Source organism: Paenibacillus sp. FSL K6-2862 (genome assembly GCF_038005125.1).
Taxonomy (GTDB): domain Bacteria; phylum Bacillota; class Bacilli; order Paenibacillales; family Paenibacillaceae; genus Paenibacillus; species Paenibacillus illinoisensis_A.
In genome coordinates this window covers 977,805-1,002,497 of the sequence record NZ_JBBOSN010000001.1, presented here as the reverse complement: position 1 = coordinate 1,002,497, position 24,693 = coordinate 977,805, and the positions used below count along the sequence as shown (strand labels likewise).

Here is a 24,693-nt window from a genome sequence, read left to right as displayed (position 1 = left end):
TCTAGACAAATCCCCTTCTTGCTTGCTCTTTGTTTAGCCCTAAAATGTCGACAATATGAACATCCACTGCCGTAATGTGTTTGATATGCTTTTTCAAATTCTCTATAACCGCATTTTGTTGAGCAAGATTAAGCGGCTCCTGCTTGGCGTTAAGAAAAATGGCCTTTTAGTGAGATGTTACCTAGTCCTCCAGGATCTTTGAAATCTACTCAGAGATTTTTTTGTTACTTATATAGAATTCGGATTCACATAACACCAATCAGATTGATTTGAAGTTTTCAGAGCTTTCTCCAGGTCAGATAATGTATAGACCCAGTCTTCCTCCATCCATACCACCATCTGTGGGTACCTCATTAGAAAATGATACAGAAAGGTTAGCGCGACCTCTTCATGTTGATATACTTCATCGATAATGAGCGTGTTAAAATATATCTGCCCAGTATCTCTCCATTCTAATTCTCTGTATTGATGTGGAGCAGGTTCATCATATACATCAACTCTGATCGTATTATTTATCTCACCATGATCTGACACTTGTTGGTCTGGGAGTGAAATGCCTAAGGCGCAATGTTTCATGTTCTCTTCCGAATCTATATCTTGAATCCCAAAAACTAAATTTAACTTTGCTTCCAAACAAGTTTGTTGTATATCTCGAACCAAACGGTCTATGGGGATATTACTGTTCTCTTCTACCAGCACAAAAGCAGATGCCATTACTTCAGTACCTCCCTTAATTCTTCCAACGAGTTAACCACTTTGACGCCCTTGCTCCTGATATAATCTATTTTCTCAGATGCAATTCGACCCGCGTTTTCTAACGGTGCATCAATATATAAAACAACTTCCTTCTTATTATAATTAAAAAATTCTTTATTATTTGTATCTACTAGTCTATCGATTTGGTCTGTTTTCACTGCTCCCGCTGACTTTTTCACTTCAATAATTTGCGAGTTCGTAACAACATCCAAATCCGTAACTCTTAATTTATTATCTATATTTTTAACTTCCACTCCAAACCCAGTTACTCCGACATGGCGATCTACAAATTCACCAACTTTTCCTTCCACAACTTTCCCTGTGTCTCGGCTGTTTTTTGCAGCTTCTATCGCATTAGGTATATTTTTGGGATTCTGCTCTACCCAAAAGATTTTGTTTCCAGTACCGTTGGTATATTGAACTTCTAATCCTTTATTCGTTTTGCTGAGCATTGGGTTATCTTGAGATAGTCGGTTCTGAATTTGACCAGCCTTTACAGCCGTATCTTTTGGTAATCTAAATCCCTCTTTTGGAACCTTATAGCCCCTATTATACATTCCAGTGAAAGCCATCGCGACTTTACCGAGTTGCAGACCACCTATAGAAACAGCTGCTTGCCATGCTGGCACAGATTCTCCGGTTGCCGGATGTATCCCTTCTCTAAAAGAGCTGATCTGTTCATCATAAATATCCCTACCAGTGGATTCAGGTTGCTGTGGCCCACCTCTCATTCCCTTATAAGTACCACCATTATTCCAGTACTCAGTAAATTCTTTTTGTCCTGTCATACCATTTTCGGCTTCACTTGCAGGGACATAAACTCTCAACAGCGGATTATACACCATTTTCTGTTTATCCACTGTGTCACCTGCTGCATGATTTGCCATCATATTTGAAGCAATTTTTCCAGTAACAGCTCCCAGGCTCACCTGTTCCTGATCCGCTTGTTCGAATCTCTCAGCTATCGCCATGAGATCTTGTGATGATTTCACCATACTCTCCAGCGCTCGATCCAGTACAGAACGTGACTGCTGAAAATCATAGAAAAACCGTTCTTGTGTTGCTCCCGTCCACTGAGACTGGATGAATCCAATTCGAGCAGTCAGGTCATTTCGTATACCTTCCAACTGCTGTCTCCCCTGCTCAATCTGTCTGGACACATGCAACAGCTGCTCCGGTGTAACTTTAATTCTACTCATATTATTCTCCGTCATTTATAATAGGATTTCACCATGTTAGCAGAAGTTTTATTGTGTAGACATCCTTCCAAATTCCTGATTTAACCTTTGTAAGAATGGGTAATCATCATTTCTTTACTACCCAAGTCCCATAGATTAAAATATTTTCCAATGATAAATGCGGGAGTGAATCCAATTGCTTACTTATATCCGTAACGGCTTGATTTTTATTGTTTTAGTCACTCTACTAACTGCTTGTGAGGGACTGCCTGATAAAGAAGCACAGGAGTATTATCAAAAAGCAATCCCTATCGGTCAAGACTACTTTAGAAAATATTATGACGCTGAAGTTGAATTCACTGAATTTTATATCAATGTACCGATGTCCTCAACTATGGTCTTAAAAGGTCACCTTAAACAGGATCCTATTACTAAAGTTTCACTATATTACTACTTCCCATCTCTCGAAATTAAGTCAGAAAGTGGACCTGAAGATTTCATAAAGAAACGAAAAAGTGAGGCAGAGGTTAACTCGCAGTGAATTTTTCTAATTCGTACATATTTATGATTAAAAAGCTGCTTTTAAAATTCAGTCTAACTGATTCCAAAAGCAGCTTTTTTATATCAATTTATTTTTCCACGCTCGAAATACGCATGCAATCGATATAGACAAATCTCCTTTGTCCAACGGTATAATAATGCCCGTTCCTCCACATTTTGCACATGTACGTTTAGTGAGAATATCCCATCCTCAAAACTCGCCATACTCCCTTTCGCCTTACTCCACATGGACATCGGCATTTTAACAATTAACTTCTCAATCTCAGTTGCCGTCTTCTCGTTCCATTCCCAGAGCGCAAGCTTGTCCTTGTCCGAAAAGTCCTTCCGTTTCCGGTACTCCTTCTCTGTTAGATACGTATGGAAAAATCTCGCCATCTCCCCCGGTGTCACCGGGTCCATCCAGTGCTCCTTACCTCGCTCCAACATGTATAGCAGCACGATCATCTTGTAGCTTTTGTTCATAACCGTCTTCTCTACATCCCTAAGCCATGCTTCATGGTGGACATATACTTCCTCCTCAACCGAGGACAGCATCTCCGCCAAATAAAGAAACCCAACATATGAGCCAAATTCACTCCGATACCCGATGCTTTTGGAACGTCCCATAAGATGCAGCTCCAGATATGTCGGAATACGCCCGAGTTCCCGCTTCACATCCAGAAAATCTTGTTGCAGCTTCTCGCGACGCGGCAACCGCTTACGGCTTAGCTCCTGAAGCAGATTCACCACTCGAGTATCCAGATGAATTCCACAGTTGGCTGGAACTTCCGGCACAGCCGAATCCATTCCTTTCCCGCTTCGTTCCTCGTCTCCGCGCACATCCAGCAGACTCAGCTTCACATCCGCATTCCGGTAATTTCCGATCAGGTCAATGATGACACAATGCGATTTGCCTTCCGCCAGCCGCAGACCGCGCCCCACCTGCTGGGTAAACACCGTAAGCGATTCGGTTGGACGAACGAACAACAACGTGTCCACACGTGGTATATCCGTACCTTCGTTGAACAGATCCACCGTCAGCACAATATCCAGCTCGCCCGCATCAAGCTGTCGGATCGCTTCTTCCCGTGACATCTCCGATGTGCGCGAATGCAGACTGAGCACCCTCACCCCCTGACTACGTAAATACGCAGCCAAATAGTCTGCCTGACGGATCGACGAGCAAAAGCCAATCGTTCTTGTCTGCTTATGCCGCGTCCAGGCTGAATAGATGTTCTCCACATGTTCCTCATGTAGCTGAGCCGCCATAAGCTGTTCTTCATCATACTTCGTACCAATCCAGCGAATTTGCGAATAATCCGTGTCATCGAATACACCGTAATATTGGAATGGAGCAAGCCATCCTCGCCGGATCGCATCAATAAAATGTATCTGGTAGGCCACGTTCCCATCACAGAGCGCATATACGTCTTTGCCATCTAGCCGATCCGGAGTAGCCGTAATGCCCAGCAGAAATTTAGGTTGAAAATGCTCAATGACCGACATATACGTCTTCGCTGCCGCATGATGAAATTCATCTACCACGATCAGATCAAAAGCATCCGCCGCAAACCCATCCCGGTGCTTCTGCATACTCAGCGTAAAGATCGAAGCATACACACAATCCGCTGCTCCATCCTTATGCTGCCCGTTGTAGATACCATGACTGCGCTCCGGCATAATCCGCTGAAAAGACTTCTTCGCCTGGAACAAAATCTCTTCCCGGTGTGCCACAAACAGTATCCTTTGGAATCGCTGGGCGAAGAAGCCCGCCAGATACGTTTTGCCAAGCCCGGTCGCCATGACGACCATCGCCTTGTCATACTGCTCTTCCATCGTGCCTTCCAACGCTTCAAGTGCATCGAGCTGCGCAAACCGCGGCTGGATCGGTATAAGCGACAGCTCGGCGGCTTCTTCCTCTGTTTCTTCTGGCAGTCCGGTGCCAAACTCCGCTTCTTCCATTTCCGTGATCCTCTGGATCATCTCCGGGTTCTTCTGGTGGTACTTTCGGTACTCTTCTTCATAAAGCGCAATTGAATCCGGGTTCACCGGCAATGTCGTCTCATGATAGAAGCTCTGCATGAACTTGTCCAAAGCCATCTGGAACGTATATGGTTCTGCCTCTGCATTCATTGCGAGATTCCATTCATACCCCGTCTTCAGCGCCGTGAACGAAAAGTTCGACGATCCGACAATCAGCAGTCCTTCCCCGTTGTCATGATCGAACAGATAGGCTTTCGGGTGAAAAGAAGTTCCCATACTTCGCCACAGTCTTGCCTCAATTCGTGGATCTACCTCACACAGCGCCCGCAGTCCTTCCGGTTGCGTGATATACAGATAATCTCCCGCAAGCATTCGCACCTCGGCTCCACGTTCTGCTGCCCGTTTCAAATGCGGAGCAAGCAGCTTCACACCAGACTGCATAATAAAGGAAGTCATAATATAAATCCCGGACGCATGCTGCATCCGGGAAATGAGTTCGTCTGCCAAGTTATCTGTAATGAGTTTAACGTTAAGCTTCGTCGACATCGATCAGATACACCCGTTCCTGGAACCCGCCGCGTGCCTCGGCTTTGTCTGCCCGAAGCTTATCCAGCTGTGCCGCATTCGCACCATGCACCTCCGCCAGCGCCCGGATGACCTCCAGCATGTCGGCTAGTTCTTCCAGCGCTTCCTGATCACTTCCTGCACTCATGTATTCTTCCGATTCTTCTTGCAGCTTCGTTCTTAGTTCTTGCTTATATTCCTCCGGGTCCAGAATGCGTGTGCGGCATTCCTTCCCACTGGATGTGATAATATGCGGAATCTTGTCCCGCACCAATTTGTTGTATGTAGGCATGTGGTATAACATCCTTTCTGCTATGAGAGCCTTCGGGCCTCGCGCCAGAATCTCCCTTTTTGCCATTATACCATTTGCTATGGGGAGGGTTGGGTGGATTTAATAGAAAACAATCCATAAACACACCAACGGGCACAAAGTCAACAGTGCCGCTGTCAAACTGATCTGTCCCGCCACTCGTCCTCCGGTAAACTCTTGCCGTGAAAAGAACATCCAGATCGAGAGATACAAAGCATATAGTGGGAATATAATTATCCCTCTAAACGTACTCGGTTCCATATACCCATTCATCAAGCTTTTACCGATTAGGATTAATGTAACCGATTCCATTATTGATAATATGAAAAGCGCGATAGCAATTACTCTTTTCAAAATGTACACCTACTTTCCAGATGCAAAGGAAAGAGCATCCTTTTGTAATCTCTGTATCATATCCCCTTTATTTGAATGATGTCATCTTGTAAGCGTAACACAGATAAATCAAACATTTAACCCAAATAATTAATTAAAAAAACATCTTACTCTGATGAATCATCCTTCAATCGAGCCGCTAACTCATCCAATATCTCTTCTGTTCGTTGAAGAAGCTTTTCGATGTTGTCCAGTTCTATTGGCTGGTCATACGTGTAATCTACTAGGGAAGAAATATGTTGTATCGTGCCGATGAACAAAGCGATATCCAATCCGGGTTCAGTGTCCGTATGAACTAAAGGCAAGATTTCGTTCATGGTGAGTTCCTTCGGTGGGTGAACTGAATGATACTTATGGATATAAAGCGCCTTAATCATGGAGGCTAGAGTCCAATCACATAGAATCAGGCAGGCTCTAAACTGATTGTGATTACGCATGATGGCGGCAAGTTTGAGATGATACTTAGCATGTTGGTGATGGGTCATTATTGTAGTATGTAGCATGTGGTGAGCAGAAATATGTTTGGATCTAGGTTGTGTATAGATATCGTGATCTTGCAAACGTGGGGTAAAATCTACTTGGTGATTACAATGTGCTCCGGTTATGGACCAATTTCTTGCCATTGTCATCCCTCCAAAGAGTTAATACCAATATTATACAATAAAATAATACTTATAGTAATCAAATTAATTATTTGTATTCTTCGTTTGGTGTTTACCTTGAGGAAACTTGTCTACACTTTTGAACATAGAGAGGTGAATACCGTGAACGAGAACAGAGAAGTTTTGAAGTTGGTAGGTGCCAGAATTCGTGCGCTACGCAAAGAAAGAGGGTATTCACAGGAGTCCCTCGGAGAAAAAGGTGGATTTCATTTTTCATACATAGGACAGATCGAACGTGGAGAAAAGAATGTTTCTTTGGTGAACTTGGCAAAGATCGCTGAGTCACTGGATGTTAATTTGATTCAACTATTTGCTTATATAGAAGAAGAGTTTGAGGTAACTGAAGATGAGAATCAAATCAAAGAAATTGTACAACTGCTAAGAGAATCTTCTCCTGATAATATTCGAGTAGCCAAAAATGTTATTAAAGGAATATTAATGTGAAAACAGCGAACCCTATCCGTCCATTTATGGATAGATAGGGTCTCTCTCTACTTTGCGCAGTTTATGCTGCACATCATTTGGAATTTTCTCTGCTAGATAAATAGTCCATCAATTCTTGATCCCGACAGTAAACATAACAACCTTTCATACCCCGAGACATCAAGATTTTATAAATATTTTTGATAAGTTTTGTTAGTTCCTCATTCTTAAATTTAAGCCCTCGTTTTCCCATTCTATCTTTGTACTCATCATAATCTGAATAAAGTTCCATTTTATCCGAATCATATTTTAGATCATTCCCTATAATTACGCCTACATAATCAAACTCAAGACCTTGAGACGTATGAACACATCCAATCTGGTCTATACCACTCTCTTGGATAGCCCAAGTACTTGATATTGAACGAGCATTCCAAGGCATAGCAAAACGATGTTCTTCAATAGTTACATCCGGAATCTCCCCATTGCGATTACCTTCTTTATCAGCTGTCCAATTCCAAGCAAAACCTGCCAACATCCTCGCCTTATACCCCTGATCGTTTTTACTTTTGATTAGATCGTATACTTCGTTAGGCGTATCTACTAATTTAAATTCAAAAGAATCCTGATCCCAACCATCAAAATTAGCGGTGGGACGAATCTGTAAAGCATCATCAACCCAATTCAAAAATCCTTCTGCTCCAGAACAACGGAACTGTGCTGCTAGTGAATATTCATGCACTTCCGAATCATATAGGGCAGCTAAACGTTTAATCTCGTCTATCGAACCTATATCTTCAGGACGAATACGTTGAAAATCATCTATGAAAAACACATTCACTTTAGATGCCTTTATGATATCTTCGATCTGATTCTCCCCAAGATATTGATATGCTCCTTTACCTTTTAATCGATGCGCCTCATCCACAACAAGTACGTCGTACATATCAGCTGGCTCTTTGTAAAACTGACTTGATCCCGTAAATAACATCTTTGTCCTAGTCTTGTTTCTAGCTTGTCGCTGAGTCAAGGTCTCTACCATAACCGTCCGAAATGAAGCATTCGGGGCAATGAATTTAACATTCAACTTATTTTTAAGTAACCCGCCAAGTGCATTCATAGATATCACTGATTTACCTGTTCCAGGCCCACCTTGCACAATGATTGTGCGTTTTACATCTGTTTGTTTAGCAAGGCTCATAATGCCCTCGTATGCAACCTTCTGCTCATCAAGTAAAACAAAATCAGAGTTCCCTTGAAATAATCCATCGATATGATCAATTAGTTTCTTAGAAGGGCGAATCTTACCATTCTCAATTAAATAAAGTAAATTAACTCCATTCCCTTCACCTACATGCCTTTTTAGAAAATCTTGAAGTTTAGAAGCATCATCAGCTAGAAACAAAGGAGCTTCACGGATGATATCCTGATATTGATTATATTGAAGGGGGTCCGGCTGTACTGTCCTGTAGTTATGTAGATATGCACATGAGTATCCGTTAATATCTTTGGAATATACGGTCTCATTCATATCACTCAAATACTGTTTGTATGACCATGCTTGATATGAAGGATGCGGTGTCTCTCTTGTTCTACCTCCAATAAAGGCCCTTACAACATCCTCGCGATCCATAGCCTCTACTGCATCCCATTGTTTTAACTCAACGATCACAAAGTTATCATTCTTTTGTTCATCCTGACCTGCAATGATAAAATCTATTCGTTTACTTGTAGAAGGAATGTTGTACTCAATTAATATCCCGCAGTCATCTGCTACCTTCGAATTACGAATAATTTTCTCCATAAACTGCATAGAGTTGTTCCAGGCTCGTACTTCCCCTTGATTAGGTCTTTTCCCCATCCCTTTAATGAATGCTTCTTCAATCTGAACTGTAATTTGGTTTTTATCAACTGATTCCCGGAAAGCTAATGCGTTACTGCTGTAGATAATCATGATGCACCGCCTGAATTATATTAGTTTTTCAGTGTCACTTTTAAATGTAGTACTCTATTAGTTCTTCTTTGTTTTTTAGTATTTTTAAAAGATGTATCTTCTCAGAAAGTATCTTTGAACGTTCTTCTGTACGAAAGATTGTTGCATCATGTATATACTCACTATTCCCAAGTAAAAAATGCTCTTTATCAATAAGATGATAAATAAACCATTTCATGTCTTCATATTCCTGATCTAAAACGTAAAAACACTCATAATCGTACTTACTAAATTTTTCACGGAGTTGAGAAAATGTCATTATTATCAGTAGTACAAACATTGAACTCGTAAATAATAATGAAAATAGAGTTAAAGTTAGATTAACTAATAATACTTCTGGTTTGTCTAAAGTAAGCTCTAAACTACCTTCTGCTATACTATTGGCAAGAAAACTTGGAAGCACAGAAAAAAAGCATAATATTTGTACCATAAGTATGATTAATGATAATTTGAAATTCTTCAATCTTGAAAACCTTTTATCAAAAACGCTATTTTTTGTTAGGCTAATATATACAATAATAAAATATAAACAAGTTCCAATGATTGAGATAACTAGTGTAACATATTCGTTCATACCAAGATTAAAGTACAACAGTGTAAGGAAAACAGAAACAATGAAGCCTAATATCACATATACAATGTAATTAGATATTTTTATCAAAGTCCTCTTTTCTTTTGATGAAATCAATCTTTCGATCTTGGATGAAGTTAACGAAGTTATTACCTGATTTTTCTTAAAAAAAGTTAACATGAAGCTAAGAAGAGCAACAATTCCGCCCACTCCACCTAATTTAGATAAAAATTGTCCATCCAACATTCTATCCCACATGACCTTGCCTCCGCCTCCCTACAGATTCTAATACTGCTAGGCTAGTTTTCAAACAATACACTTATTCGCCACCGCCACCATCTTCGCAGGCATCTCTTCCCTTAGACGCCACACAAAACTCATCGGTTTGTTCCCTTCATGACTCACATAATCCGCTTCGCCCAAGAAAACAAATGGAGACGTATAACCATGCTCCTCCTTATACTCCCGCACGAACAACGCGATCCGGTTGCCCGTCTCCCGATGATGAATATACCGTTGCGCCGTAGCCGTATGTTCTGACACCCGGCTCTGAGTCTGCCAGTGAAAGAGAACCTCATTAATCGCATAATCCTCATACAATGTGGATGGTGAGAAATCCTTATCCGATTTGTTCAACGTAATGAAGAAGATATCAGTCTGTTCATCTGCAAAATATTTCACGCCTTCACGGAAGGCGGGCGATTGCTCAGCATTCCAGTAACCAAAAGCGGCGAGCACTTGGTCGATGGAGTACATACAGTGGATATCCAGTGGACAAGTGTATGGGAACAAATTTGCTTTATCCACAAATCTCAGATGTGCCAGATTATATTTAAAAATATCCACAAGCTCTGCCCGGAATGCCTCACAAGACAGCACACGCTGCACACCGTCTTCGATACTGTTCAGTCCCAGCTTCTCAGGTGCAGCCCGATGGAAGGTGTAATAGAACATGATCAACATGCGACGTTCATCAGCGGTCGTGGGTTCTTTCCCTTTTTCGATATATTCGATCAGGAACGTCAGCCAGCTTCGGGAGTTGATCGTCAGCACAGATGGAATTCTGCGGATATATTCCTCTTGCTCATTCTCGATGGGCTCTGTCAATCCAGCTTCGGCCAACATACCGCGGAAATACCTTCTTCCCGAACGCCCGCCATAAAATTCATAAAGTGTCATTCCGTGATGTTCCACAAAATGAGCCAGCGTCAGTGGTAATCCCGTGTCTTGCTGGAACGTTTGAAGCTTCTGGATCAACGCTTTGCGATTACGACTCATCTGCTTGAGGTTGCGCATGACATAGTCTTTCGCCTGCTTTTCCAACTGAATAAACGTGCCGCGAGGCAAGTTCGAGAAGCCATTCTCAACGTAGTACGAGATGGAATGTTTAGTGGCCCCGATCAGGGCCCGGAATTTGTCCTGAAAATTGTACTCCTGATGCGCTTGCCCGATGAAGTCGAGCACGGTCAGGCACTCTTTGCCCTCCGCCATCCGCAGCCCACGGCCCAACTGTTGCAGGAATACGGTCAGACTCTCGGTAGGACGTAGGAACAGAATGGTGTTCACTTCCGGAATATCCACGCCCTCATTGTATAGGTCTACCACAAAGATCATTCGCAGTTCCCCGCTTACCAGTTGCCCTTTCGCAGAATGACGCTCCTGTTCGTTCGACCCGCCATGCAGGGCCATGGATGGAATGCCTGCTTCGTTAAAGATTTTTGCCATATACAGCGCATGATCCACCCCTACGCAAAATCCGAGTCCCTTGACCTCTTCAAGATCAGTCACGTATTTGTTCAGGCTATGGATGATCTGAGTGGCACGGATTTTGTTGTGAGTATACAGCTTCTCCAGTTCATTAAGGTCATACCCTTTACGTGACCACTTTACTTGGGACAGATCGACGGTATCGGTTACTCCAAAATATTGAAACGGACTCAACAGCTTCCGATCAATTGCATCGGTCAGACGAATCTCAGCGGCAATCGTATGATCGAAATAGGCGGTAATATCTTTGCCATCCATCCGTTCAGGGGTAGCAGTCAAGCCTAATAAAATCTTCGGCTCGTAGTGAGACAACAACTTCTGGTACGAAGGTGCTGCAGCGTGATGGAATTCATCCACAATAATGTAATCGTAAAACTCCCGACTTGTGATCTCTGTCAACTTCATGGAGTTAAGGCTCTGAATGCTAATAAATAGATGGTCAAGCCCCTGTGCCTGATGATTCCCCACATGCAGCTCACCAAAGTTCATATCCTTCAGGATATACCGGAACGTATCACGGCTTTGCTTCAAGATTTCTTCTCGATGTGCGACAAAAAGAATTTTGGCTCCCGCGCAGCTTGCCAGAAACCGCTTATAGTCGAAAGCAGAGATAACCGTTTTGCCCACACCTGTGGCAGCGACGATCAGGTTACGGGTTCGCCCATACAGTGTACGCTCCGCGTGCAACTGCTCCAGCACTTCTTTTTGATAATCGTAGGGCTGGATGTCGAGGTGGAATGCATTTAGGTTATCTTTTTTTCGATTCAATGCCGCCTTCAGCTGTGCTTCATGTCTCTCATTCTCAGCCACATACCTTGTAAATTCACGGTCGTTCCAGTAACTCTCGAAAGTCGCTTCAATCTTGCGCAGCACATCGAGTGAATCCTTCTCCGTCACCTTGAGGTTCCACTCCATACCACTGGTCAGTGCAGGGTTGGACAGATTGGAAGAGCCTACATAGGCAGTCGTAAATCCGGTCTCACGGTGGAAAATGTACGTTTTGGCGTGTAATCGTGTAACCTTCGTATCATATGAAATCTGTATTTCGGTGTTGGGCAGTTTGCTGAGTTCGACAATGGCTTTAAGGTCCGTCGCTTCCATATAGGTGGTCGTGATGATGCGCAGCTTCCCGCCACCAGATGTAAATTGCTGAAGTTGTTCCAAGAGTAGGCGAAGCCCACTAAATTTGATAAAAGACACGAGCCAGTCGATCCGGTCTGCTGTCACGATCTCTTTTTGCAATTCCAGAAGCATACTCGGCTCAGACTTAGCCCCAGTGAATAATGAGCTTTGAGCGATAGGCGTATCTGGGCGAATGATTTTAGAATTCCGTACGGCCCGAATATTGTTTAGCTTGGAATATACATGGGTCAGCACTTCCCCTTGCTCATCCAGCTGTAATTCACTATACTCTTCTTCCCCCAGCGTCTCTTTTAACGTAGCGATAATTTCATTACTTGTACGGATCTGTGCAAGTACTGCTGTGTTATCTTCGGTCTGTTCTCTCACAATCTTCAGAGCTCGGCGGGTCACCGCAGCCAAATACGTAGATAGTAGTTTTCGCGCTTCCTCTGCATCCAGCTTCTCAGTCCCAATGTTATACACATCCGGATCTAGTGCCGAAATCTCCTGTCTGGTGATTGTGTTGATAAGCTGTTCATATATGCCTTGTTTCATGAATATACCTCGTGTGGGTGTAGGATGGTTGTGGATATTCTGTATGTACAGGTTAGAACTACATAATGTTTCTACTATATTATCGTCCAACGTGTGGAAGATTTCATTAGTTGTTTTGAATCTATAGCAAAAGCACCTCTACATTTTTTTTGGTAGAAGTGCTTACTTAATTCTCTGAACTTCTGTAGTAAGGAAGATAACATATTTCAGACAATCTTTTCACTGCACCATCTAGGGTCATAAGGCATTTGGCTTAATTTCAATATATCGTCAGCATTGTAATACCAATCAGCATCATCAAACCATAGCAAATCGTCGACATTAACCTTAAAATATTCGATTACAAATTTATAAATGAATTCGTACTCGTGATTAATATTTTCAATGTCCATCGCCCAAAAATAGTTTTCATGTTGTGTTAACCACGTAAAACTGTCATATGAGTCTTCTTCAATCTGATTAACGTTAAAAGTAAAGTACTTCAGGTTCTCCTTATCCTCTATACTTTTAAAAGTAGATTCATCCACTTCTGAAAGTGTCCCTTCGGCAGATATAATTCGATCGCTACTATATTTTGTTTTTATTAGAATACAGAACATACCTGCTCTCTGAGCTGCCTGCTTGAATGAATCTATCGCTGATTGAGGGGAATAGTTATCTATTTTTTTCAAAAAAATTAAAGAACTCATCCCCTCAAAACCACCCTTACATTTCTTGATAAACCCTTTTTTCAATAAATCGTCTATAGACTTCCCGATCCCAGAACCCATCTTCATTGTTTATTTTTAAAGTGCCATTGATTTGATACATACATTCATTATCATTTAATAGAAACAAAACGTTACCTCTCGTCGTGTCAATAATTCCGAAGACCAGTTTAAGAATGTTAGTTATTGCACTAACGCTATCCCAATCATTATCTATTCGAAAATTCAAGCTTTGCTTATAGTTAAAATCGTCCATAAGGAACTCTGATTCGTATCCAAATGGACTACTTGACGTATCAATTAAAGATATTGAAAAACCTAGTTTATTTATTGTTTCGTCAATTCGAAAGCCTTTTTCTAAATAAGTTACTTCATCACAAGTAATGTCTATGTTTGCTAGTTGCTTGATAACTATTTCTTTTGTCAAAAATACTTCTTCACATTTTAAAGAACAGTCAATCGCCAATATGATTCCTCCTCAAAGTCATGGATATATTTTTACGATTTCCCCATTTTTTATCGCTATTATTTCTTCTAATCCATCAGCAGGCCATTCAGTAAATTGTTTCTTTAACGTGCCCATATCTCCAGACCAATCATCCAAATTTAAAACAAATCGATTTGCCTGTCCTTCTGCTAATTTTTCATTAATCAATTTCGACCATATGTTCCTAGGTGATTTCTCACCTTTTGGTGAAAAACAATCAAACACGTGGCCTTCTATTAAATAATCTGGCTTTTTAGTTTGTCCAGGTATTTGAGGGCTTTGTGTAATATCATATCCGTTTTCAGCTAATGTTTTTGCTGCCTCATTCTCACGTTCACGTCCACGCACTGTTTCTTTATCATCTTGTGGTCGAATTCTTGCTGGATTCCCTTTCGGTACTGCGTCCGAGTTTGGAGAATTACTTGGTTCAGTTAATTTAACCCCGTTTAAACCTGAACTTCCATTTCCCTTCCCTGACTCCGGCTTATTTCCACCCGATCCGCCCAGATCGCTATGCTTGTTCTCAACAGCCCGAAACGCTTTGCCAAAGAAAGCATAGGCCAGTACCTGACCCGCCATAGATCCGCTGTAATAACCAAGTCCATCCTGGTCAATCTGTTTTTTCTGATCTTCTACAAATTGCTCTACATCAGATCTTGCTGTTCCATTTCCCCAATATGCATCCCAAGCGAACTTAATGCCTCGCCCTGCATCAACCGCCCTACCTAGAGTGAAGGCATAAGCCAGACTTCCCGCCGTACTTAACGGACTATAGATAAAAGCTTCCAGCGTCTGCCCAAATCCTGTTACCGTTTCTCCAACTGAACCATCCGCAAGCCCCTTAGCAAAAGTTGGTTTAAGTTCCTCAGGAATATAAAGGGCAACCTCACCTGAGCCATCTGTTGTCCTGAAATTTTTGGCTACAAAGGTAAACTCATTCTGGATTTTATCCAAGATTCCCAATGTCGTAGGGAAAACTTCTTTTACTTGCATGAAGTCCCAAAAGAATCGTTCTCCTGTTACACCTGACCAATCAGATTGTAAGAGATAGATCGACTTTTCAAGTTCCCAGACCATCCGCTCCAGTTCCTGTTTCTTTTGCTGAACGAACCTCGCCTTTTCATCTAATACATCGGGATGAACCTCAATTCGCTGCATTCCTCTTCACCGCCAACCTGACCGTAGTGTATATACCTAAATTTTAACAAGTCAGAAGGAGGATTGGAATCAAACGAGGGATTCATTTTCTCTAAGGTTATACAGTAGTTGAGCAACATTCTATAAAATGTAATTTTCGCATTAGTGCATACATTGAATTCCTCGAATTGAAATGATCTTGGACGAATCCATGGTGGGAACAAAGGCGACAGCCCCATCATGGTCTTCACCTGATATTATCATGCCAATGACCACCATCTCTTGAGTTGATATTTTTATCCAAGATAACAACTCCTGTTCTTGTCCCACGTAAATATTCCCTGGTATCCACATTGATGTTGTTATCTCGTCGTACGTTTGGTTCATATGTTCCGTATGTATGACTGAAAAAGAATACTCTCGCACTGTAAGCAACTCTTCCTCCCTCACAAACAACTCGGAGGTATGGCAATGAACTACTTCCTCACTCAATGTAGCAGGGATCAAATTTCCAAGTTTATACGCATATTTAGCTTCAGGTGCAGCCAAGATCATTCCTCCATAGTTAATCAGTTTAACTTGAAGTCTACTTCTAAAGCCCACATAGTCTCCTAAAATAAGACCATCTTTGTTATGAACCGTTATTGTTGACGGGATCACTCGGTTTCCACGCAATCGAACAGGCTTATCTTCTCTTTCAATTAATATAAATGACATGTTCCTTCTCCATTTCTCTTGTAGATATCTTCTGTTCTGAGCACCACCCTGCAATCGCTCACCGATACTATTTTTCCTTGCTATTTAAACCTAGTCTATCTAGCAGATTTCCACTGGTAATATTTATTTTCAGACGATAGTCACCTTTGGGACAAATCACTGCCGGAGGTAGTCCCTGCTCTACTGTTTGATAAAATAATATTTCTCCACAAAGAGGACAACGCACTACCTCTCCTTTTATTACTCGATTTAATATCTCTACATCTGTCATCTTACTATCCAAAGTTCTTCCTCCCTTACTAACGATGCATATCTGGATAGAGTGTTTTTACATCATAAATATTTGCACGTACTTCATATGATTAATTTTATCTTTCGATTGGTTAATTCACGCACAGTGTCAGAATTTTTCAAATTCCAGCTATAATTACACTCCAACTAGAGTGATTGACTTACCTTGGATAAACAAGGAGAGAGTATCGCTTGTTTTTTCAGTGCGAAGAGCGACGTTTGTTATTATTTCCTCCTTTTCAAATGCAACAAAGGAAATTAAATCAACATAAATCCTCACTTGTTTAATATTTAGGCTCTCATTATCAATCTCTATCTCAATCCTTTTTATGTCTTCGTCAGAACGCAAAATCTCTCTTAAACTATAGACATTTTTATTTTCTTGAACTTCCTTATCCATTTTCCTACCTAATAAGCTTAAGAGAACTTGATAATTCGGTTCGCCGACTTTAAATATATTAATCAACTTAATAATTAGATCACTTAGAGAAATGCTTCTTAATTCCTGTTCCATCCTATCTCTTGAATCATCTAGAAACCAAGACTCCAACTCCACTACAGTATCATCTATAATCCCAGAAACATATGGCTTGGTATAAAGGAACTCTGTATTCATTTCTCAACCAACCTTCTTGAAATTTCCCATACCTTCTTATCAAAATTAAAACCCTCCACACTTTTAAACTGGTTAATATATGTTACAGTTCCAAAAAAGCTAAAACCTTATTACCAGAAAGGAGCTTGTCTACTTGAACAAAAGAAGTATCATCATAGCTATAATCATCGGCCTTATTGTGCTCATTCTCCCCATCATACTTTACTTTGCAGTTGAAGTGTCTGACGAATCAGCACCGCCGGAACATAACACTTACTCTCCATATACACTTGAACTGAAAAAGAGTTAATTCATGATCACCATGAGTTAACTCTTTCTTGTTGTCTACTCTGCTCCACAGGATTTCTCCATCCAACACAACTTTAATATATATAGGCCTCAACCCACTGATGATACACTCAGACATCTACGAATAGATTGAATGTATCCCAGATGGTACCACTCATGATAGAGCGTACGCGGAATCACTTCGCCGATTGTACTCATGCCTAACTCGCTCTCCCTGAGCAGTGGTTCTTCCAGACGACCTGCAAATTTGTTTTTCAATTGGTCCGGTTGTGCCCTTAGACGCTCCATCAATTCGGTCCAGGATGGGGGTGCGGAATCCCACGTTGCCGGGCTTGTCCCATAACCGAAGAACTTCCCATAGTCCGCAGGAACTTCCGAGTCATCAGCAATGAGATAATGAAACCACATATCCTGGTCCAAAATAATGTGTCCCACATTCCACAGGATGGAGTTATTGAATCCCTTCGGTACATCATGAACCTTTCCTTCATCCACAGAGTCGCACACGCCTAGCGTAAATTGCCTCACATCCTGCAGTTGATTCCATAGTACATCTTCACTAAACTTCACCTTTCATCCTCCTTTTCTCCCTTACCAGAATTGTCCATTAATTCACATAGTTAGATCTAAAATATTTTCAATATATAGGCATTTTATCATTTCTCTGTAACTTCTCCACTCCCAAGAGCGTTTAGAAATATAGGAAATTTGCAGTCCCCTAACCCACTCGAAAAAGAGGCGATTTAATGAGCTGGCCGGAGCCATCTGATCATAGAACTAACCCAGAACAAAATTCCTTCATACCACCCGATCCCCCTGTAAAAGGTAAACCAGCTCGTAGTTGGCGCCTGGCGGTCGCTTCTACTTGGTTAACCACAACCCTATTAATGGGGCTGGATCATGGCTCCATATCATACGCAGCAACAACTACGCTGCCACCCAGCAGTACATCTGCGTTCCATACCACCGCAGCAACCACAGAAAACAAACTACACTATACCGCTGTGGAGGGGGCTCATTATTATACGATCGCACTGCGAAATGACGGTTCCGTCTGGGCTTGGGGTCGCAATATGTTCGGAGAGCTTGGTGTCAGTGAAGACATCCGCTATCGCCATACGTCCAGTCCCATTCGCATTCCGGGAATTTCGAATGTCATAGCCATTTCAGCCGCAGGAGGTGGGATTAACGCAGCCGTTCAGGCAGATGGAACCGTGTGGGAATGGGGCGCTGGTACACTCCCCTACCAAGTCGAAGGCATCTCCTCTGCGAAGGATGTGGTTACTGGTTCTTTCAATACCGCCCTTCTTCGGAACGGTACAGTTATGTCATGGCAGCGCCATGGGACTCAAGGAAACGATTCAGAAGTCATACACCGTCCACACGCAGTAAACGGATTGAAAGACATCATTCAGGTAGGATCATCCGGCCAACAAGGCTATGCCTTGAAGAAAGATGGCTCCCTGTGGACATGGAATGAACCAAACCAACCAGATGAAACCCCTTCCAAACCAGCCAAGTTAAAGGGTCTGTCCAACATATCATCGATCACAAGCACAGATACCTCCCTGCTTGTACTAGACCAGAACGGGAAAGTGTGGGGCCTGGGGGAAAAGGGCAAACCAGTTCTTCTGCATGACGACCTCAAGGTGAAGCAGATGGACGGGAATTCGCAATATATCCTGCTGTTAACCACTTCGGGTGAGGTGTACAGCTACGGAAGGACGGTTACAGGCAAAGAAGGCAGAGTTAAGCATCTGTCGGGTATTACCGATATTTCGGCAGGGTATCACCACAGTCTTGCCTTATCCTCCGATGGAACTGTCTGGGGTTGGGGAAGTGACAAGTATCAGGAGGCTGGCGCACCTGCAACATCATCTGGAGGCATGGTTTACCAACCCGTTCAGGCCAAGCTTGGCATCGATGTGTATATCAACGATGAACTGTTTCAGTCCACGTATTCGGCAGTCCAAACCCAACATACCGTTCAACTTCCAGTCCGAGCCGTAGCCGCAGCGATTGGGGCAACATTTGAAATGAACAAGGCAAACGGAATAGTCGAATCTTATTCATTGCAATATGAAGATCGTACCGTCACAATCCGTCCCAACGAGACGGAGGCAACCGTGAAATCAGTCTCTTCCTCTACAGCTCAATCCATTTCATTACCAGAACCGATAAGCAATTATTCGGGTGCGACGACCGTCCCCTGTGAAGTATTCGAGGCCTTGGGGCTTGCTGTGAACTGGGATGAAGAGACAAGCAAGCTGACGATCCAAAGTGATACGTAGCAACGAGAATATTCATTATGTACAGGAGGATTATTACAATGTGGTTAAAAAAGATCATGGGTGCAGGTATCGTTTTCTCTGTCCTGCTCATGCCCGTTAGTACATTGGATGCGGAAGGGAAAGTCCCCACTGAACCGTCATACAAGGCAGTCAATACTGCAGAAGATTCAGTAAAGGCGGATCCGAATGCCCTTCTCATCCTTGAGACTCATCATCAAGGCCGTGCAGCATACACTGGCAGCTTCACGATGGTTGCTGACAATGGAACACTTGCAGACATCATCATTGAAAATCATAGTAATCATCCCATGTATATGAACCTGTATGTCGACGACTACAGTGAACCTATGGAGACCACGATCAGCAAAAACAGTGAAAAGACCGTGAATCTGCTTGCCTTACAGGACACTGATGTCAAAGTATACATCTACAGCAGAATAGGGCATGACATGGATCTCTCTATACGTGCGGAACAATTCCGTTAAACATTCGCACGCGAATAGATTACATACCAAAGTCCCCTTCACGCGTGCAGTTTAGGTTCATTGGACCTTAAACCACACAGCTTGAAGGGGATTTATTTAAATTTTATTTTACTTTACTTTAGTTAAATTCATTACTCTACTATAAGGCCGTGTATCTCTTAAAATCACTTACTTCTCAAACCGGAACCAGCCAAAGTCAAACTGACTTCCCGGTAGGAAGATAAAGGTCACTTTTTGCACGCCTGATACCTGTTCAAGCTCAAACACCCGCTCCTCATACCCTTCCGAGTGCGTGAACTCAACCAGCTGATTGCTCTGTCCATCTTCGCCTGCGAAGCGGATATGGATCGTGTTTTTATCAATCGGCGAACGGCCATAGATGACGAGCTTCGACGTGCCTTCTGTCGTAAAGTCCATGTTTTCAAATTCCAGTGATACGTTGTTACCGATCCCCTCTACATACTCATCCTGAATCGAGAACGTATCACCGTAGAGATGATCGCATGAAGCCGCCGTGTTTTGCTCAAATGCACGACTCTGACGCTCGAACGAGAAGCCCTTGATATGAATCTTCTGCTTCAGTACAAAACAGATCGACGTAATGCCGCTCAGCCGCTTGGACAGCTGGTACGTCTCTTCCTGATACACATTCCATCTGGATTCCTTCTGGTAGACCACGTCAGCCAGAAGCGTACTGCCCTCTTCATCCGGCATACCCTCCCAGATTTGCAGGAAATAATCTTCACTCGACAGTGCAAAGATTGGAATCGTAATGGTATCGGAGCCGTAAGGTCCGAAGTCAATATTGCGGAATCCGACATGCGTCTCCCCATCACGACTTGTCGCTACGCCGCGTTCGTTGCCGTTACCGACATCGCCTTTGGTGTAATCGTACAATCCACCAGTAATGAAGCCGTACGGATCTTTGTAGGCTGTACCCAGACCCGTTGCTTTGAATTCAAGCTGCGAGATCAGCTTTGTTTTATCCGTACCATTGCTGCTCGTTGCACGAAGGCGGAATTCACCATCGCCCAACGCTGACACGCGTACTTCTAGACCGTTCGCTTCGACCTTCGCAATGTTGGACTCAATACCAGCATCGTTGACAACAGCCCACTCAATGTCACGGTACGACGTGTTCTCAGGATACAGCTTGGCGGTAACCACCATCTCCTGAATCGACGGATCGAAGGCTTGTCCGGCTTCACTGATAATCTCAATTTTCCGCAAAGGAATTTCCTGCGCACGTCCGGTGAGGACTGGACGTTCTTCGTTCTCGGTTAACACGGTTTGTACCTGAGTAGCAACGGATGCGGACGTACTCATGACTTCGCCTTCCACTGCCTTCGATTCAAACTCGGCTGCTGCACCCTGGAGTCCTTCGGAGGTCACTTCGATCCGGATGCTGCCCGGTTCATGTGTTGCTCCTATGATCGCCATCAGCTTGCCGCTGAACAATCTTCTGCTCAGACCTTTGTACGGATCATAGTCCGTGCTGTCCCCGTTATCCAAACCAAGTAGTCGTCCTGCACCTGTCACCTTAACTTGTACACGGTTGTTTGCATTTTGCACGGGATTGCCCGCTTCATCTTCCACTTGAATCTCCACGAAAATAAGATCAGTTCCATTCGCTTGCAGCTGCTCTTTATCCGATTGCAAACGAACCTTCTGTGCATCGGTATAGGATCGCTGTACATCCGTTGCGATAATCTCCCCGGTCTCATCATAAGCGATCGCTTTCAGTTCGCCCTCTTCATACGGCACTTTCCACCAGCCAACCAGCTGGGTTCCGTTCGCATGATCAATATCATATGTCCCGATCATCTTGCCGTTCAGCTGCAATTCGATCTTCGGCGCATTACTGCACACGCGTACATCAATCAGCTGACCAGGGCTGAAATCCCAGTAAGGGAACAGATGCACCATTGGGCTTGTTTTGTAATCGGTCCAAGCTGCTTGATAGATATAGTAGGAATCTTTCGGGAACGTCGCCGTGTCCAGCTGTCCAAAGTATGAATTCTTCGTATGATATGGGGTTGGCTCTCCGATATAATCGAACCCGGTCCACAGGAATTGCCCCAGTGAATATGGCCGATCCCGTTCAGCCAGAATGCAGTATTCTGCAGACTTCGCGCCCCAGCTTGTTGTACTGTTGCCCAGTGCGGAGCACTGCTCGTCATCATCTGCCAGGATGGATTGCTCGAACGGGAAGTGATAGATCCCACGGCTCTGCACCACAGATGATGTTTCACTACCGTAGATGATCCAGTCTGGGTGCTCTTCGTGATGTTTGTCGTAATATTTCTCCGCATAGTTGTAGCCTGCCAGCTTCACGATATCCGCGCATTTTTGCGCATTTTCCCAAGGCATGTAGTTGGAACCAATGGTTATGCCTGCGTTGCCTTTTGGATCAAATTCCAGTACATACTCCATCAGCATTCGCGTTACTTCCTGGCCCCGCTCATCCGCATGGGTATCATAGATTTCATTCCCGATACTCCACATGACCAGACTTGGATGGTTGCGGTCCCGCTTCACCCAGCTCTTCACGTCCGTGTGCGCCCATTCCGGGAAAAATCTTGCGTAGTCATAAGGCGTTTTGGATCGTTCCCACATGTCGAAGGCTTCCGAGACGATCAGCATCCCCATCTCATCTGCGAGCTCCATGAACTCCTTGGCAGGCATATTGTGCGCGGTCCGGATCGCATTGACGCCCATCTCCCGCAGCAGATTGAACCTTCTGCGAAGTGCCGTCAGGTTGAAAGCCGCCCCGAGTGCGCCCAGATCATGGTGCTCGCACACACCATTCATTTTCATTTTGACCCCATTCAGATGGAAGCCTTCGTTCGGATCCAGCTGGACGTCCCTGAAGCCAATTCGCTGCGATACCGACTCAATTGTCTGTACATGCTGGTCCGCATCCGTCACTTGCAGTTCAGTCACCAGTTCGTACAGATTCGGTTCATCGGTGCTCCACAGTTTCGGGTTCTCCACCACAATCTGCTGACGGTCCGTTACTTCTGTATCTCCACCTGCAGCAGCCGTAACCGCCGCTGTATTAGTCGCAATAACCTGACCCGCATATCGGATCGTATGCACAAGCTGTGCGTTCTGATCGATATTCAGCTCCGTGTCCAGTTCAACCTGCCAACCCTCTGGCTGCTGCTTAATGGATACGTAGATGCCATCCGTCACGATATGATTGCGATCTCTCGTTTTGAGCCATACATTGCGGTAAATTCCGGCCCCGGAATACCATCTGCTGTTCGGACTCTGATGCACCACTTTTACGATGATTTCATTATCGCCTTCCACCAGCGCATCCGTGATCTCATGTTCAAACGCGGAATAACCGTATTTCCACTCCCCAACCAGCTGGCCGTTCACATACACGGAAGAATCCATGTAAACGCCATCAAAACAAAGCAGATGCTGCTGATCATCCTTCGTGTACGGGAATGTTTTGCGGTACCACCCAATGCTGTCTTCGTACAGGTCGAGCGTATTGTAGATCAGCCAGTCATGGGGAAGCTCCACAGGCTCGAATGCCAGTCCCGCAGGGTCCGTAACATCCAGTTTGGTTTTCGCAAATTGCCACCCATCGTTAAAAAGCTTTTTCTGGTTCATCGCTATTCTCACTTTCTGTGTGATTTATGTTTGCGTTTACAAAAAAATGACGACTTTCGCCGATAACCTTTTCGAAAAACGGTTCGACGTGACATGAATACTCCAACCGATTATATCATCTGATGGTTTCGATGTACGTTAATTTCATGCATTTTTTGATGAGATTATATGAACAATCCACATTAGAATTTTATGGGTGCCTGATGGCCTCTACTCATGTTCAGCTGAGCGTTCATATTTGAACATATGGATATTCCTTTATACCTATATGAAGTATCAGTCTAACGATTCATATTTAAGGAAACAACGCCGATCTCCAAATATTTGTAAAACTATTCCTGTAATTTCTTGTAATCCTATGTTAGATTATCCCTTGGAATAAAATCACATCTATAGATAGGGGACATGTAACGTGAAAAAGAGGTCTTGGGTATTATCCATTATTATGAGTTTTGTATTGCTGGGCGGGGTATTCGCTCCTGCTGGTTCCTATGCGGCTGCAGCGGAAGACACCACCACTACATATTCGGAAGATAACTACACGGAAGTGGACACGTCGGAACAAGAGCCGATTCCTAGCGCTGAAGAGGAAGATTTCCTGAACTACCTGGATGCACTTGATCTGACAACGGTTTATGAAAAGAAAGCCCTGGATTCCATTGGCAGCACGTATGTTACATCCGCCAACCGCAAATCCATCTTCCTGAAATTGAACAATACTGCGGTTCCCAATTACACTAAGTATGTGTCCATGCTGAAGCAGATCAAGCCAGAGAACGCGGAGCTGCAAAAAATCCATAACAAACTGATCAAAGGAAGCTATGCACAGCTTGAAGGCTATCTGCTGTTCAAGAAATCCGTATCCAAAACCAAAGTAAACAGCGCACTTCTGAAACAAGGCAATGCCAAAATTGACACAGGCATTAAAATTCTGGAGCAGTACAAAAAAGAAATCCAAGCCTACGCCCAAGAACTGGGTTACGATTTTTAATGAATTAAACTTTAGACGAACAGCCCAAGCGGAAGCATGCACATTCACTCGCCTCCTCATTTAAATAAAATGAGATTTCAGGAAAAAAAAGTGTTTTCTTTTGCCAAGATAATTCGTATAATAGCCGTATAATCAAAAGGCTATGCTGCCGAAAGGTACAACCTCGTGAACAATGGAGGTTGTGCCTTTTTTGCGTTTTCATGGCCAAATATCATCTGAATTTCATCGTATAAGGAGTG

21 protein-coding genes are annotated in these 24,693 nt (G+C 43.3%); 5 read left to right on the top strand and 16 right to left on the bottom strand.

All coding sequences use genetic code 11. The features are described 5' to 3' along the window. Positions 1-228 precede the first annotated feature (228 nt). Positions 229-714, bottom strand: a complete 486-nt coding sequence (locus MHB82_RS04540) for a hypothetical protein (RefSeq protein ID WP_341173959.1) — start codon at positions 712-714, stop codon at positions 229-231. After that, positions 714-1,955, bottom strand: coding sequence for a WXG100 family type VII secretion target (locus MHB82_RS04535; protein ID WP_341173958.1), 1,242 nt, complete (start codon positions 1,953-1,955; stop codon positions 714-716). Before MHB82_RS04535 ends, MHB82_RS04540 begins: the two co-directional genes overlap by 1 nt. A 175-nt stretch (positions 1,956-2,130) precedes the next feature. Here MHB82_RS04535 and MHB82_RS04530 point away from each other — a divergent pair, with 175 nt between their 5' ends. After that, entirely contained in the window at positions 2,131-2,475 is a 345-nt protein-coding gene (locus MHB82_RS04530; protein ID WP_341173957.1) for a hypothetical protein, read from the top strand. An 83-nt stretch (positions 2,476-2,558) separates the two neighbouring features. Here MHB82_RS04530 and MHB82_RS04525 read toward each other — a convergent pair whose 3' ends face one another. The 3 genes from MHB82_RS04525 to MHB82_RS04515 all read right to left on the bottom strand — a co-directional run bounded on the left by MHB82_RS04525 (position 2,559) and on the right by MHB82_RS04515 (position 6,347). Further along, positions 2,559-5,003: a DEAD/DEAH box helicase family protein gene (locus MHB82_RS04525; RefSeq protein ID WP_341173956.1), complete on the bottom strand. Its 2,445-nt coding sequence runs from the start codon at positions 5,001-5,003 to the stop codon at positions 2,559-2,561. Beyond that, positions 4,987-5,313, bottom strand: coding sequence for a nucleoside triphosphate pyrophosphohydrolase (locus tag MHB82_RS04520; RefSeq protein ID WP_105405575.1), 327 nt, complete (start codon positions 5,311-5,313; stop codon positions 4,987-4,989). The genes MHB82_RS04525 and MHB82_RS04520 overlap by 17 nt, the downstream gene beginning before the upstream one ends. A 518-nt stretch (positions 5,314-5,831) precedes the next feature. Then, the gene (locus MHB82_RS04515) at positions 5,832-6,347 is read right to left on the bottom strand and encodes a hypothetical protein (RefSeq protein ID WP_341173955.1); all 516 of its coding nucleotides are present in this window, start codon (positions 6,345-6,347) and stop codon (positions 5,832-5,834) included. A gap of 141 nt (positions 6,348-6,488) precedes the next feature. Here MHB82_RS04515 and MHB82_RS04510 point away from each other — a divergent pair, with 141 nt between their 5' ends. After that, on the top strand, positions 6,489-6,830 hold the full coding sequence (locus MHB82_RS04510; protein WP_341173954.1) for a helix-turn-helix domain-containing protein: 342 nt from the start codon (positions 6,489-6,491) through the stop codon (positions 6,828-6,830). 73 nt (positions 6,831-6,903) lie between these two features. Here MHB82_RS04510 and MHB82_RS04505 read toward each other — a convergent pair whose 3' ends face one another. The 10 genes from MHB82_RS04505 to MHB82_RS04460 all read right to left on the bottom strand — a co-directional run bounded on the left by MHB82_RS04505 (position 6,904) and on the right by MHB82_RS04460 (position 17,630). Continuing rightward, complete coding sequence (locus MHB82_RS04505) at positions 6,904-8,763, bottom strand: DUF2075 domain-containing protein (RefSeq protein ID WP_341173953.1); 1,860 nt, start codon at positions 8,761-8,763, stop codon at positions 6,904-6,906. Between the two features lie 40 nt (positions 8,764-8,803). Then, positions 8,804-9,631 carry a SoxR reducing system RseC family protein gene (locus MHB82_RS04500; RefSeq protein ID WP_341173952.1) on the bottom strand — a complete coding sequence of 276 codons (828 nt, stop codon included), beginning with the start codon at positions 9,629-9,631 and terminating at the stop codon, positions 8,804-8,806. Positions 9,632-9,679: 48 nt separating this feature from the next. Beyond that, entirely contained in the window at positions 9,680-12,817 is a 3,138-nt protein-coding gene (locus MHB82_RS04495; RefSeq protein ID WP_341173951.1) for a DUF3427 domain-containing protein, read from the bottom strand. Between the two features lie 206 nt (positions 12,818-13,023). Next, positions 13,024-13,506 carry a hypothetical protein gene (locus MHB82_RS04490; protein WP_341173950.1) on the bottom strand — a complete coding sequence of 161 codons (483 nt, stop codon included), beginning with the start codon at positions 13,504-13,506 and terminating at the stop codon, positions 13,024-13,026. A 16-nt stretch (positions 13,507-13,522) separates the two neighbouring features. Further along, positions 13,523-13,990: a SitI3 family protein gene (locus MHB82_RS04485; protein WP_341173949.1), complete on the bottom strand. Its 468-nt coding sequence runs from the start codon at positions 13,988-13,990 to the stop codon at positions 13,523-13,525. An 18-nt stretch (positions 13,991-14,008) separates the two neighbouring features. After that, positions 14,009-15,169 carry a CdiA C-terminal domain-containing protein gene (locus tag MHB82_RS04480; RefSeq protein ID WP_341173948.1) on the bottom strand — a complete coding sequence of 387 codons (1,161 nt, stop codon included), beginning with the start codon at positions 15,167-15,169 and terminating at the stop codon, positions 14,009-14,011. A gap of 141 nt (positions 15,170-15,310) precedes the next feature. Next, complete coding sequence (locus MHB82_RS04475) at positions 15,311-15,865, bottom strand: hypothetical protein (protein ID WP_341173947.1); 555 nt, start codon at positions 15,863-15,865, stop codon at positions 15,311-15,313. Positions 15,866-15,932: 67 nt separating this feature from the next. Next, on the bottom strand, positions 15,933-16,148 hold the full coding sequence (locus tag MHB82_RS04470) for a hypothetical protein (protein ID WP_341173946.1): 216 nt from the start codon (positions 16,146-16,148) through the stop codon (positions 15,933-15,935). Between the two features lie 144 nt (positions 16,149-16,292). Then, the gene (locus MHB82_RS04465; RefSeq protein ID WP_341173945.1) at positions 16,293-16,772 is read right to left on the bottom strand and encodes a hypothetical protein; all 480 of its coding nucleotides are present in this window, start codon (positions 16,770-16,772) and stop codon (positions 16,293-16,295) included. Between the two features lie 378 nt (positions 16,773-17,150). Further along, a complete protein-coding gene (locus MHB82_RS04460) occupies positions 17,151-17,630 on the bottom strand; it encodes a DinB family protein (protein ID WP_341173944.1) in 480 nt (159 codons plus the stop codon). A gap of 317 nt (positions 17,631-17,947) precedes the next feature. Between MHB82_RS04460 and MHB82_RS04455 the strand changes: the two genes are divergently transcribed. Together MHB82_RS04455 and MHB82_RS04450 are read left to right on the top strand one after the other, a co-directional pair. Next, positions 17,948-19,351, top strand: coding sequence for a stalk domain-containing protein (locus MHB82_RS04455; protein ID WP_341173943.1), 1,404 nt, complete (start codon positions 17,948-17,950; stop codon positions 19,349-19,351). A gap of 38 nt (positions 19,352-19,389) precedes the next feature. After that, positions 19,390-19,836: a hypothetical protein gene (locus MHB82_RS04450; protein WP_341173942.1), complete on the top strand. Its 447-nt coding sequence runs from the start codon at positions 19,390-19,392 to the stop codon at positions 19,834-19,836. Between the two features lie 168 nt (positions 19,837-20,004). On the opposite strand, the gene MHB82_RS04445 is transcribed toward MHB82_RS04450, so the two are convergent. Next, positions 20,005-23,463, bottom strand: coding sequence for a glycoside hydrolase family 2 TIM barrel-domain containing protein (locus tag MHB82_RS04445; RefSeq protein WP_341173941.1), 3,459 nt, complete (start codon positions 23,461-23,463; stop codon positions 20,005-20,007). 412 nt (positions 23,464-23,875) lie between these two features. Between MHB82_RS04445 and MHB82_RS04440 the strand changes: the two genes are divergently transcribed. After that, positions 23,876-24,454, top strand: a complete 579-nt coding sequence (locus tag MHB82_RS04440) for a hypothetical protein (RefSeq protein WP_341173940.1) — start codon at positions 23,876-23,878, stop codon at positions 24,452-24,454. Positions 24,455-24,693: the final 239 nt, after the last annotated feature.